Source organism: Desulfosporosinus cupriresistens (assembly GCF_001707885.1).
Classification (GTDB): Bacteria; Bacillota; Desulfitobacteriia; order Desulfitobacteriales; family Desulfitobacteriaceae; genus Desulfosporosinus.
Genome location: NZ_MASS01000037.1, coordinates 14199 through 27469, shown reverse-complemented (window position 1 = coordinate 27469; position 13271 = coordinate 14199). Strand labels below are relative to the sequence as shown.

Genomic DNA, 13271 nt, shown 5'->3' with positions numbered 1-13271 from the left:
CCTCTGGGCTGGGGTCGACGGGGCTGGGACGACGTAGGGTGCTTTGGAGCTGTTTGCGTCTTTGACGCAAAGGCGATTTTGGATGCATGATTAACGTAGATTGTTTGGGCTCATTGATGTAATCCTGATGAAGTGCTTCTGCAAAATACTTCCTCTAGGGTTAGGCTGATTCAAATGGTTTAAAGAGATAAAATGTTTCGAAGAGGAGTTTTTTGAATGGATGAAAAGGAACGAAAACCTTATGTTCATCGTCTTTGGGGTTTAAGTATCGTAGTGGTTGTCGTTTTTTCGATTCTGAGCTTTAATCTTTGGCATTTACAGATTGCGCAAGGTACCTATTATGCTGCTAAGGCAGAGGGGAATGTTATGCAGCTTGTGAAGGTTCCTTCGACTAGGGGAGATATCGTTGATAAGAATGGTAAAATTTTAGTGACGAGTGTTCCCGAGTTTGTTCTTAACTTAGACTGGTTGGATTTGCAGCAATCGAAAAACAGTGATTGGAAAGATGTTGTTCGTCGTTTGGCTGGTTTTATTAAACAGGAAAATGATTGGCCTAATCCTAATCAGACAGCTGATTCGATTTCGGAAGATATCTTGGTTAATATTCAGAATCATCAATGGGAGCGCTATCGCCCGGTTACGATTTTAGAGCATGTGCCTCAAAAGCTGCAAGCAATTATAGCTGAACACCAAGATGAACTTCCTGGTGTAAGTGTCGAAGCGGTTCCGGTGCGTTACTATCCTCAACATAACCTGGCAGGTCAAATCCTTGGATATGTTCGGGAGATAGGGGAAAAGGAGATTGCTCAGTTTAATCAGAATGCTGATGCGCAAAAAGCAGGATTTGAATACGAACAAGGGGATTTGATCGGTAAGGATGGGGTTGAGAGATCTTATGATTTTTGGTTGCGGGGTGTGGAGGGTGTTCAACAAGTTGAAGTCGACAATAGTGCCCGTCCTGTTTCTAAAAAAATACTCAATCCACCGGAAGCGGGAAAAACAGTCCAATTGACGATTGATGCTGACTTACAAAAGGCTGTGGAGGATAGTCTTGATCAGCGTATAGCTGATATTCAAAAGACGAATCCGAAGGCTCATGCTGGTGCGGCGGTCGTGATCGATGTTAATACAGGCAAGATTTTGGCCATGGCTTCTCGGCCTGCTATGGATCCTAACGATTTAATCGGGACTATTTCTCAGGCTGCTTCGGACAAGTATTTTACCAATACCGTAGCGCCGGCTGCTTCCCTTAATCGGGCGTTGTCCGGTACGTATCCTCCGGGATCGGTCTTTAAGATGATAACAGGTATGGCCGCCTTGAAACTCAATCTCACAACTCCGAATGAACAGATTGATGACCGAATGTCCTCTTTGGGAAGTGCCAACTCTCAAAAAGGAGGTTTTCCAGAGTGGGGAGGAAATTATTTCGGCTGGGTCAATCTGGCAAGAGGTCTCGCCAAATCTTCGGACATTTACTTTGAGGTGATAGGACGCCGCGTTTTTGATGCCAACCCGGAAGCTATTAAACAGGTGGCTAATGAATTTGGGTTAGGTGTAACCAGTGGCATTGATCTGCCTGGTGAAGCCAAAGGAATTGCACCTTCAGAAGAATGGAAAAAATCGTATTTTGGTCCTACTGTGGAGAGGAAACGCGATAATCAGTTGGCTGCGATTGAGACCAAATACGCTTCTAAATTGGCCAATGCCCCGGATGCTACAACAAAGCAGCAGCTGCAGGCGGCGAAAAACTCAGAAATTAATCAAGTTAATGTAGAGTACGAGCAAGCGGTCAGTGACAAAGTTGATTGGAAGGTCTATGATAGTTACAATAATGCCATTGGGCAAGGATATAATACCTATACACCTTTGCAATTAGCCAATTACGTTGCAACCATCGTAAACGGTGGGAAACACTTTCAACCGTATATCGTTGATAAACTCTTAGATCCGATTACTAAGAAACCGGTTTTAGAAAACAAACCTAAGGTTCTAAATGTGGTATCCATCTCTCCTCAAGATCTGGATAGTACAAAACAAGGGATGCGCGCTGTAGTGTCGGGCAGCGGGGCGAACGCTGGAACTGCTCAATTTATCTTCGCAGATCTGCCGGAATTTTCCGGCGGGGCTAAGACCGGAACGGCTCAAACAGGAAACGTTAATACAAACTTAGAAAATGTCTTTAATGGGATGTTTGTGGCCTTTGCTCCTTATGATCATCCCCAAATTGCCTTCGCTGGGGTTGTAGAATATGGCAGTCACGGTGGGGAAACAGCAGGTTACGTCGCTAAGGCGGCCTTTATGAAGTATTTTGGTTGGAAGTCCACGAATGGGGGCTAAAAAACGAGGAAATTTGTCCTCGTTTTTTTAAATTGTAAAAAGGGAATTGGGACAGGCTTGTAGAATTTATAGGGAGCATTTGAATAAGACAAGCGATGGGGGATTGTGCAGGTTGACACGGACTGAACATGTGGCACTTAAGGGAACCCGCGAAGGATTAGTCCTATACTTTGATCCGGCTGCGGACTTTGGATTGCTGATGAATGAACTCGATAAACTCTTAAAGAATTCTGTTCAACTCCTGCAAGGCGCGAGCATCCGGTGTTATGCTGGAAGCAAGGAATATACTAAGGACCAACACGTTATGCTAGCCACAGTCCTAGAACAACACCAGTTGGAACTCGCTGGATGGTTGACTAAGGAAGAAGTGTATGTACCGGGCCAAGCAAAGTCCTCGGCAACAGAGGATAGAGAAACGCGCCTTGGGTATGAAGGGATGGTGGAAGGAAGCTGTCTCTTTGTGGAACGCACACTTCGTTCTGGGAAGAGTGTTCAATTTGAGGGTCATGTTGTTGTTCTCGGTGACGTTAATCCCGGGGCGGAAATTATCGCAACCGGCAACATTGTCGTTTTGGGTTCCCTGCGAGGGGTTGCCCACGCGGGAGCGACGGGTGAACGCAAGGCCTCAGTGAGCGCTTATCATTTAGCCCCTACTCAATTGAGGATTGCAGATTTGGTGACCAGAGCACCGGATGAAGAAACCAGCGGACGAGGTCCGGAAATCGCCAGAATCAAAGACGACCAATTGATTGTAGAAGCGGCGGGTATGAATGGTTGGCGTGGCAAGGCCCGCTAACGCGATGTTCGGGGTTCGTGGTTCGAACTTAGAATTCGATTCTGCGAATCGAAGAACGGAATTCATCTTGAAGGCTTAAAATCTTCTGCGAACATTGTTCGCTTCGCTTCGAGCATCGAACATCGAACTTCGATAAAAGTCTATGTGGAAAGGCAGGTCTATATATGGGTGAAATAATCGTTGTGACTTCTGGTAAAGGGGGCGTAGGCAAGACGACAACATCCGCCAATATTGGCACAGGACTGGCTGCCGAAGGGCATAAGGTCGTCCTGGTTGATACGGATATCGGTTTGCGTAACCTTGATGTGGTGATGGGACTGGAAAATCGCATTGTTTACGATTTAGTGGATGTGACCAGTGGAAATTGTCGCCTAAAACAAGCGCTCATTAAAGATAAACGCTTTACAAATCTTTTTTTGCTTCCAGCTGCCCAAACTAAGGATAAATCATCCGTAAGTCCCGAGCAGATGGAAACCTTAGCCAAGGAACTCAAGGAAGAATTCGATTTTGCAATCATTGATTGTCCCGCAGGAATTGAACAAGGCTTTCGCAATGCCATTGCCGGTGCGGACCGAGCGATTGTCGTTTGCACACCGGAAGTCAGTGCCGTACGTGACGCAGACCGTATTATTGGCCTCTTGGAAGCCGCGGAGCTGAGGAATCCGAAATTAATCATTAACCGGCTTCGTCCGGAAATGGTTAAACGTGGGGATATGATGGATATCTCAGATATTCTGGATATTTTGGCGATCGAACTTATCGGTGTCGTTCCGGAAGACGAGAGCATCGTGATTTCTACGAACCGTGGCGAACCCGCTGTTTTGGATCAAGGGTCAAAAGCAGGAGAAGCTTACCGCCGGATTACCAGACGAATTAAAGGGGAAGAAGTAGCCCTGATGAATCTAGATGTGCCCTTAGGAATTATGGGTAGACTTAAGAAACTGGTGGGTCTACGTTGACCGGTCGGAACTGAGAGGAGGAATCGTCCTTGTTAGAATTTATCAGCCGAATGCTTGGCAAGGAAAGTGCCTCGAGCAAGACGGTGGCTAAAGAACGTCTACGACTTGTTCTGGTTCATGATCGTGCCAGCATTTCGCCTGCCATGCTAAACAGATTAAGGGAAGATCTAGTCAAAGTTATATCGAATTACATGGAGATCGATGAAGCCGCCCTTGAGTTTAATCTGCTTCAAGATGATGACGAGGTGGCTTTAGTTGCTAACATTCCAGTCGTAAAAATGAAGAGAGACTATGCGGCCAAAGCATAGGGAGCGATATAGTTGGGGCACGATGCATAGTGTCCCGGGTTTACGCTTGGGTAATTAAGCTTATAAAGCCGGTGGTTTTTACCACCGGGCTTTTTTTAACATTTGTTGCGATCCATCCTGTACCTGCCAATTTCTTAAAAGGATATATAATTAATACATAAGAATTTGCCTAAAATAAAACCAGGATGCGGCTAACATCCTGGCTGTACAACTTGGTCGCAGAAATGGGCGACTCATAGGGGAAAAGCAAAGGTAGCCTTTCTTGACGGGTGGGCTACTTTTGCCTTGTCTTAAGTATCAAAACGACTAACGTCGCGAATGTTATCATTAGCGAAAGCGTTTGATAAATGCTCATAGGCCTCACGGCAACTAAGAACCATTTCTCGTTGCAAGTCTCGTTGCCTTTGTCCGTGCTTGGTGTTACATTATGTGTTATAATGGGCAAGAATTCGCTTAATAGTCAGAGGAGAAATTATCACGTGGATAGACGAACATTAAAAAATTTAGACTCCTTATTCATCTTATTTACGATTTTATTATTAATAGCCAGTCTCTTCATTTTAAGCACGGCTTCGATCAATGTAGATAAAGCAGATCCCCTGCATTATGTTAAGGTCCAATCCTATTGGATTATTAGCGGGATTTTCATCACAGCACTCCTCGCTGTCATCGATTATCAAAAATGGCGACGTTTGCGGTGGTGGATTTATGGCCTTAATATAGTCTTGCTTTTGGCGGTAATTATATTTGGTTCCACGGCTAAAGGAGCAACGCGTTGGATTCCGATCACATCGAGCTTTAGTATTCAACCCTCGGAATTTGCCAAAATCTTCATTATTATTACCCTTGCTGATTTTTTAGCCGATCGAAAAGGAAAGCTCAATAATTATAAGGATTTCGTAGTGCCGTTTTTGTTTGTGATATTCCCCATGCTTTTGATCTTTAAGCAACCGGACTTAGGGACTACCCTGGTTTTTGCGGCTATATTTATTGGTATGATGTTTGTGGCCGGTGCAAATCCCTGGAAATTCGGAGGTTTGTTACTGGGTGGGGTTTGCATCATAGCGGTATGGCTGTGGCTTCATTTCGCCACGAACTTACCTGGCTGGCTCCATTGGCTTCAGGGATTGCCTATACCTTTGGAAGATTATCAGTTAAGGCGCCTAACCATTTTCATAAATCCTGCTGCGGATAAGTCTGGAGACGGATGGCATATTCTTCAATCGCTCTGGGCCATCGGGTCCGGAGGGCTATGGGGAAAAGGGTACCAAAAGGGAACCCAGGGCCAGTTGAACTTCCTACCGGAGCATCACACCGACTTTATTTTTTCTGTGGTGGGAGAAGAGTTCGGTTTTATAGGAACAATCACTCTGCTTTTCCTCTTTTTGATCTTTATTCTACGAAGTATCAGTATCGCCCTAAAAGCGCGGGATACGTTCGGAATGCTAATCGCCACGGGCGTGATTTCCATGTTTACCTTTCACATTCTGGTTAACGTTGGCATGACCTCTGGGATTATGCCTGTGACCGGTATCCCTCTGCCGCTGATCAGCTACGGAGGAAGTGCCATGTGGTCGAACATGGCAGCGGTCGGATTACTGCTAAGTGTTAATTTGAGACGCCAGAGACTCATGTTCTGATCGAGGCTCTGAGCGAGGTTCTGATCGAGGTTCGTGGTTCGATGTTCGAGGTACGAATCGAAGCGAACAAAGTTCGCGGAATATTAAAGCCTTAAAGATTAATTCCGTTCTTCGATTCGTAGAATCGAATGCAAAGTTCGAACCACGAATATCGAATATCGAACCACGAGTAGAGCTGCACAGCAGTTCTATTTTTTTTGCCCTCTCATAGACTATTAAGGGATGTACGAGCTAATCGAGGATCGTGGTTCGATGTTCGTGGTACGAATCGAAGCGAACAAAGTTCGCGGAAGATTTTAAAGCATTAAAGATGAATTCCATCTTTCGATTCGCAGAATCGAATTCACAAATCGAACCACGAACCTCGAACCACGAACATCGATAAAGGGGTTGAGAAGGATGAATCCTTTTGAACGTTGGGATGACTGGGAATGGGAACGAGCGATCCATGAAGTGGGGAAAGAACAGGGGCGGGGCAAATCGGCACCACCCTATCATCGTCAACCTGGGCGTTATCGAAATCCAGTCAAGTCGGGTTGGGGGAACTTATTACAACATTGGAACGGGACTCAGAAGCGAACATTGATAGCGGCTGTGCTATTTCTCTTAGTTTTCTTTAGTGCCAATAGTTCAGATGGAGTTTCGCTTACGGTTCATTCACTCTATCGGAGTGCGATGGATTCTGGTAACTTTTACGGGGCTTTGAATGGGATGGCCAAAGATGCCTTGTCACTTGGAGGTGTTAGCAATAAGGGTGTGGCCGTCGATGCGAAGATGAAAGGTCAGTTTTTGGCTCCGCTTTCGGGAGCCGTTGTTGCCGGGTTCGGAGAGGTCGGAGACGGGGGGAGCAATGCCTTGGGTTCAGTTCATAACGGAATTGATGTGGCCAGTACTTTGGGGACCCCGGTGGTTTCGCCCGCAGCTGGGGTTGTAACCTTAGTGGGAGAAGATTCTCAACTCGGAAAGATTGTGAAAGTGGACTTTGGCGATGGCTGGACCACTGTTCTGGGGAACCTGGGTGACATTGCTGTCCGGAAAGGCCAGCGGGTCGAGAAAGGGGATGTTCTTGGAGCGGTTGGACTTTCCGCACCTCTGAAAAAACCCTGGTTGCATTTTGAGCTAAGAAAAAATAACCAAGCGGTCAACCCGATACCTTATCTCATCCCACCGAAGTCGTAGATCGTGGTTCGATGTTCGTGGTTCGAATCGAAGCGAACAAAGTTCGCCCAGTAAATTAAAGCCTAAAGATTAATTCCGTCTTCGATTCGCAGAATCGAATTCACAAATCGAACCACGAATATCGAACTACGAACATCAAAACAGTGGATCGTGGTTCGAATCGAAACGAACAAAGTTCGCCCAGTATATTAAAGCTTAAAGATTAATTCCGTTCTTCGATTCATAGAATCGAATTCAAAGCTCGAACCACGAATATCGAACATCGAACCACGATTAAGGAGGAGGAAAAATGGAGCTCGCAAAAATTAATGGGATGAGCCTTCGGATCCATCCCTCATTTCTGTTGGTTTTGGTAGTTTATGGAGTCCTGGGTTTAGTAGCCCAGGCTCTTCTCGTCTTTAGCTTGGTGCTCGGGCATGAATTGGCGCATCTCTTGACCGCTAGAGCCTATGGCTTTAAAGTCGTTGGCTTAGAACTGTTTCCCATTGGTGGCGCGGCATATTGCGATGACCTCTTTGAGGGTAGAAAACTTGAGGAAAGTGTGATGGCTTTAGCCGGTCCAGCCTTTAACGTGGCGCTCCTATTTGGGGCTCAGGTGTTAAGGTGGAATGGGCTGTGGACGGGAGAGCTGGCTAATGATTTTGTACGGTATAACTTTTGGCTGGCAGCTTTTAATTTAATCCCTGTTTTGCCGCTGGATGGTGGACGTGTCCTGCGAGCATTTTGCGCAGAAGCGTTCGGATTCGTCCGGACTACGAAATTTTTGGCCAAGTCTGGTCAATGGCTGGGCGTTCTTTTTGCCCTTTACGGGATAATCCTATGGAGCCAAGGAAAATTTACCGAAGGATCGCTGACCTTCATGATTTTAGGGGGATTCTTCTGGTTTGCTGGTAGTAAAGAAATTTCAGCTGCTCATATTACATTTCTCAGGCAATTGACACGTAAGAAAGAGGAATTGGTAAAAAGAGGGCTGATGCGGAGCAAATGGCTAACCGTTCACCGCAGTACACCCTTGGTACGAATTGTTGAGGAATTTACCCCTGATCGCTACGCTATGGTCTCCCTGACGAATGAAGAAATGGGGCTGGGTAAGATACTGACCGAAACAGATGTGGTGGAAGGAATGATGCGGGAGGGAATCCGTTTTCCGGTGGGGAAACTCTAAGTTTTGAAGTCATAATAGCGCGGGCCGGAGGAATAAGTAAAGACTGAAGATGAAACATGTAAAATTAGGGAATTTATGATATAATATAAGATCACAATGTAGTACAAGGAGGCCTCGTTGACAGCATGAGTAAATTTACTGCGGCGGAAGTACGCCGGCAGGTCGAACGGTTCTTACCCAAGGTCTTGAAACCCAGCCGCTATTTAGGATCAGAATGGAATGCGATTCGCAAAGACTGGGAGCAAACAGAGGTCCACATGGCCTTTGCTTTCCCGGATGTGTATGAAGTTGGAATGTCTCACTTAGGAACAAGGATTCTCTACCACTTGGTCAATTCGTACCCGGAATTCCTTTGTGAAAGAGCGTTTACTCCTTGGGTGGATATGGAAGAGATGATGCGGGAAAGGAATATTCCCCTCTATGCTCTGGAATCGTTTCAACCGCTTCAAGAGTTTGATGTGGTCGGATTTACCCTGCAGTATGAGATGAGTTATACCAATATTCTCAGTATGCTCGATTTAGCAGGAATTCCGCTGCGTACGGAAGAACGTGGGGCTGACGATCCTTGGATTATTGCCGGAGGCCCTTGTGCCTTTAATCCGGAACCCCTCGTTGGGTTTATCGACTTCTTCCTCCTGGGGGAGAGTGAAGAGCAGTTGCCCGAAGTGCTTCGCCTTATCGCTGAGCAAAAGAAGAACCCTCTGCCTCGGAAAGAGTTTTTAGTCAAGGTTGCCCAAGTGCAAGGGGTTTATGTGCCGGATTTCTACCATGTAACCTATAAAGCCGACGGGCGAATCGAGAAGATTGAGGCTGAAGCGGGTGTTCCAGCCGCTGTGGAAAAGGCCATCGTGCCAAATTTGGACCAAGCGTTTTTCCCCACCAATCCGGTTGTCCCGTACATGGAAATTGTGCATGATCGGATGATGCTCGAAGTCATGCGCGGTTGTTCCCGAGGGTGCCGTTTTTGTCAGGCCGGCATGATTTATCGACCGGTTCGAGAACGTTCTGTAGAAACGCTGCTGAAGCAAACCGAAGAATTGGTGCGTTCAACGGGATATGACGAGATTGCGCTCACTTCGCTTTCCAGTGGGGATTACACCTGCATCCAACCGGTCATTCAGGCCATCCTTGAGCAACATGGGCCCGCAAGGGTCGGCGTTTCACTTCCCTCACTGCGTGTGGACTCTTTCGACGTTGACTTAGCGGAGACTGTTCAGAAGACGCGCAAATCCGGCTTAACCTTTGCCCCGGAAGCAGGCACACAACGCTTACGGGATGTTATTAACAAAGGGGTCTCGGAAGAGAATCTGTTAAATGCCGCTGAGGCTGCCTTCAAAAAAGGCTGGTCCACCATTAAATTGTATTTCATGGTAGGATTACCGACAGAGACCCAGGAAGACATTGATGGGATTGTCGATCTGGCTAAAAAGGTCGCCAATCTGGGGACAAAGCTGGGACGTCGCAATATTACGGTGACAATCTCTACGAGTATCTTTGTTCCTAAAGCTCACACTCCCTTCCAATGGGAACCCCAGGAATCTAAAGCATCGGTCGAGTTAAAGCAGAGATACCTCAGAGAGAAATTGCGAGATCGCCGTTTAAAATATAATTATCATGATGTAAAGACAAGTTATCTGGAGGCAGTCTTTGCCAAAGGAGATCGGCGTTTAGCTCCGCTTTTGGAATGGGCTTACCGTCATGGAGCACGTTTTGATGGCTGGTCAGAACAATTCCGGGAAGATGTGTGGATGGAGGCCTTTAAAGAGTTAGGAATGGACCCTCATTTTTATGCTAATCGAGCGATGGACTATGATGATATTTTACCTTGGGAGCATTTAGAGAGTGGGGTGACAAAACAGTTCTTGGTGCAAGAGCACCATCGAGCACTTCAGGAAGCGAAGACTATCGATTGTCGGTATGATGTATGTACTGGGTGCGGAATTTGCCCCGGCAGAGGGGTTCAGATTGAGTTGAAAGGGTGAGTGCCATGCGGCTAAGAATCGCCTATACCAAAGTTGAAGATGCAAGATATATCGCACACCTGGACTTGACACGGGTGTTTGAGCGTGCGATTCGTCGGGCGGGGATCAATATGTCTTATACGGAGGGCTTTAACCCACGTCCTAAAATTTCCTTCGGTTTCGCCTTGGCGGTTGGAACAGAAGGAGAACGAGAGTACGTGGACATTGATATCCAACGTGATATGGACTTGGGGGAAGTATTAGCACGTATTCAGGAGCAGTTGCCACCTGGTATTCGGCTCTTGCAAGGTCGTGTCTTGACTCAGGGTGCTAAACCCTTGATGGCAGTGCTTAATGCAGCCAGTTATAAGATGCGCGTTCTTATGGCTTTGCCGATTCTACCGGAACGTTTGCAAGAAGCGGTTGGAGCTTGGCTGGCCAGGGAACATGTGAACTATTCGCGTTATTCGAAAAAAGGGCCAACAGATAAGGACATTCGACCTTGGGTTAAGCGATTGGAAGGCGAAATCCATGGGGACGAGATTATCTTTGATCTGGAGGTCGAGATGGGTAACGCGGGGAGTGTCCGGCCGGAGGAAGTACTGGCGAGCCTACGCGAGCTGGAGAATTTGCCGTTGGATTTGGAGGCTTTGCATGTTAAGCGGACGGGCGTTCATGTGAGTTATCAGGGGGAGAATAGCTCGCCGTTTGAGCAGTTGGCTGAGTAGAGACGGGCTTGCTGAGCTTTCGGGGGCTCCGAGGTGCGTTTTTGCACGTTCGCACCGCTGCATTGCTATTCGCTTGTCGCTAAGGCTAAAACTCAAAACCTCTGGGTTGTTCTGCATGTGAACCGTTGAGTTTCTTAACGCCTTATCGACTGCGCTCATTGACGCAATTCCGCTAAAGTGCTCTCTAAGCAAAAATCGCACCTCTCCGCTTCGAAACTGAGCGGCGCCGTTAGGCTTGGAACGGTTTGGGGTTTGTTTAATGAGAGGCTTGGAACGGACGCAGGTTTGGGCTCTAGGGGTTCTATTAGGGTGGCTTGACGCAACGCCGTGGACATGCTTTTCAAGCATGCGGCACCTCTGTATCGGTGCGGGGGTGCGCTGGTGGGCTTGGGACGGTTTGGGTTGGATTACAAGTTAAGAACGTCTGTTTTTGTATTCCTTTCTTGCGGCGCGTCGCACCTCTGCTTCGCAGATTTGTGCGACGAGGGGGACGTGTTGTAAGGCTAGTATTTCATCTAATAAAGTTCTAGAGGGAGGTGTGTTCGTTTGAAAAATGAAAGTGCGGGGTCGGGTTTGAAAGAGATTGTTTTGCAGAGTCAGGCCAAGAGGTTACGGGCGGCTGTTTTTGAGCAAGGCAATTTAATGGATGTGTTCGAGGAAGAGGGCGATTCGACTCATTTGGTGGGGAATATTTATCGGGGTCGGGTGGAGAATGTTTTGCCGGGTATGCAGGCGGCGTTTGTTGATATCGGGCTGGATAAGAATGCGTTTCTCTATGTTAGTGATGCTGTGCTGTCGCGTTTTGAGGAGGATGAGAAGGTTGATCCGGCGGCTCATGTTCGGATTGAGCACATTCTTAAACCTCGTCAAGAACTGTTGGTTCAGATTATTAAGGAACCGGTGGGCTCGAAGGGGGCCCGGATTAGTGTCAATTTGACGTTGCCTGGGCGCTATGTTGTGCTGCTTCCTCAGGTGAGTTATATTGGGGTGTCTCGGAAGATTCAAGATAATGATGAACGGGCTCGTTTGCGAGATTTGGCGGATAACGCGAAGCCGGAGGGTATGGGGGTTATTATTCGCACTCTGGCTGAGGGAATTGCCGGTGAAGAGATTGCGGAAGATATTGCTCAGCTCGTGGAAATTTGGCGAGCTTTGCAACCGAGGATTCCGCATGTTTCTATGCCGGGGCTTGTACATAAGGATGTGGATTTGATTTCCCGGCTGGTGCGCGATTGGATGGATCAAGACGTGGGGAGAATCATTGTTGATCAGGATGAAGTGGCTCAAACCTTGCGCAAGGCCTTGCGGGAGATTGAACATCCGGCGGCAAAACACATTCTTGTGGTCACGGGAGAGGATCTTTTTGCCAAGTATGGTGTCGATGATGAAATTCGGAAAACCTTGCGCCCTAAGGTTTGGTTAAAAAGCGGAGGTTATCTAATCATTCAGCAGACGGAAGCTTTAAGCGTAATTGATGTGAATACCGGAAAATATGTGGGGCAACGTTCTCTGGAGGAAACAGTGCTGCATACAAACTTAGAGGCTGCCAGTGAGATTGCCCGCCAGCTGCGTCTGAGAAATCTGGGCGGGATTATTATTATTGACTTTATCGATATGGCGGCTAGAGAAGATCAGCAGAAGGTGATTGAAGTACTGGAGAAGTCCTGCGCTCGGGATAAGACGAAATCTCAGGTGTTAGGTCTGACCCAACTGGGGTTGGTAGAGATGACCCGGAAAAAAGTTGGTCAGACGTTGGCGGTGCGTTATACCTTGCCCTGTCCGACCTGTGATGGAAGCGGAAGAGTCTAGGAAGATATAACTCAACAGAAACCCAACAATCCCCTAAAGCTTTCAACATGAAGGTTTTAGGGGATTGTTTATTTCTGCCCGTTGCCGTGGTCATACAGTTTAAGCTGGAGATTGAGCCCTTTCAGCTGCAAGGTATCTTCCACAAAATTGATTTATTTCTATATAAAAGGTCAAAGTAAGCAGGAATATTTGATTTTATACAGAATCAATTGTAAAACAGGGAATGCTACCCATTCGGTTCCACTACCTACTTCTTAGAAGAGTTCTAGGGTTCCTTAAGAAATAGTACATTTCAGATTCTTAAAGATATTCATATATTATAGCTCATTTTAAGGGGGTGAAGGACGACCGATAACGTCCTGGGTGGGGGCAAGATAACCTATTTATTA

General features: G+C 46.9%; 12 protein-coding genes. 11 read left to right on the top strand and 1 reads right to left on the bottom strand.

What is annotated here, in order from left to right; all coding sequences use genetic code 11:
• Nucleotides 1-216: 216 nt before the first annotated feature.
• The 4 genes from mrdA to minE all read left to right on the top strand — a co-directional run bounded on the left by mrdA (nt 217) and on the right by minE (nt 4400).
• The gene (gene mrdA / locus DSBG_RS14265) at nt 217-2337 is read left to right on the top strand and encodes a penicillin-binding protein 2 (protein WP_068964981.1); all 2121 of its coding nucleotides are present in this window, start codon (nt 217-219) and stop codon (nt 2335-2337) included.
• A 112-nt stretch (nt 2338-2449) separates the two neighbouring features.
• Nucleotides 2450-3133, top strand: a complete 684-nt coding sequence (gene minC / locus DSBG_RS14260; RefSeq protein ID WP_068964980.1) for a septum site-determining protein MinC — start codon at nt 2450-2452, stop codon at nt 3131-3133.
• A gap of 164 nt (nt 3134-3297) precedes the next feature.
• Nucleotides 3298-4092 (top strand): septum site-determining protein MinD, encoded by a 795-nt coding sequence (minD, locus tag DSBG_RS14255; protein WP_068964979.1) that lies wholly within the window; start codon nt 3298-3300, stop codon nt 4090-4092.
• Nucleotides 4093-4121: 29 nt separating this feature from the next.
• A complete protein-coding gene (minE, locus tag DSBG_RS14250) occupies nt 4122-4400 on the top strand; it encodes a cell division topological specificity factor MinE (RefSeq protein ID WP_068964978.1) in 279 nt (92 codons plus the stop codon).
• A 274-nt stretch (nt 4401-4674) separates the two neighbouring features.
• Here the strand turns inward: minE and DSBG_RS24345 are convergent, their stop codons facing one another.
• Nucleotides 4675-4755, bottom strand: a complete 81-nt coding sequence (locus DSBG_RS24345; RefSeq protein WP_491005751.1) for a putative holin-like toxin — start codon at nt 4753-4755, stop codon at nt 4675-4677.
• Nucleotides 4756-4837: 82 nt separating this feature from the next.
• Between DSBG_RS24345 and rodA the strand changes: the two genes are divergently transcribed.
• The 7 genes from rodA to DSBG_RS14220 all read left to right on the top strand — a co-directional run bounded on the left by rodA (nt 4838) and on the right by DSBG_RS14220 (nt 12882).
• The gene (gene rodA, locus DSBG_RS14245) at nt 4838-6040 is read left to right on the top strand and encodes a rod shape-determining protein RodA (protein ID WP_068964977.1); all 1203 of its coding nucleotides are present in this window, start codon (nt 4838-4840) and stop codon (nt 6038-6040) included.
• A gap of 399 nt (nt 6041-6439) precedes the next feature.
• Complete coding sequence (locus DSBG_RS14240) at nt 6440-7219, top strand: murein hydrolase activator EnvC family protein (RefSeq protein WP_068964976.1); 780 nt, start codon at nt 6440-6442, stop codon at nt 7217-7219.
• 289 nt (nt 7220-7508) lie between these two features.
• On the top strand, nt 7509-8384 hold the full coding sequence (locus tag DSBG_RS14235) for a M50 family metallopeptidase (RefSeq protein ID WP_068964975.1): 876 nt from the start codon (nt 7509-7511) through the stop codon (nt 8382-8384).
• A gap of 125 nt (nt 8385-8509) precedes the next feature.
• Nucleotides 8510-10366, top strand: coding sequence for a TIGR03960 family B12-binding radical SAM protein (locus DSBG_RS14230; RefSeq protein WP_068964974.1), 1857 nt, complete (start codon nt 8510-8512; stop codon nt 10364-10366).
• Nucleotides 10363-11073: a TIGR03936 family radical SAM-associated protein gene (locus DSBG_RS14225; RefSeq protein WP_141694328.1), complete on the top strand. Its 711-nt coding sequence runs from the start codon at nt 10363-10365 to the stop codon at nt 11071-11073. The genes DSBG_RS14230 and DSBG_RS14225 overlap by 4 nt, the downstream gene beginning before the upstream one ends.
• Before the next feature lie 259 nt (nt 11074-11332).
• Complete coding sequence (locus DSBG_RS23150) at nt 11333-11491, top strand: hypothetical protein (protein WP_176716279.1); 159 nt, start codon at nt 11333-11335, stop codon at nt 11489-11491.
• Between the two features lie 155 nt (nt 11492-11646).
• Nucleotides 11647-12882 carry an Rne/Rng family ribonuclease gene (locus DSBG_RS14220; protein ID WP_068964994.1) on the top strand — a complete coding sequence of 412 codons (1236 nt, stop codon included), beginning with the start codon at nt 11647-11649 and terminating at the stop codon, nt 12880-12882.
• The last annotated feature ends 389 nt before the right edge of the window (nt 12883-13271 follow it).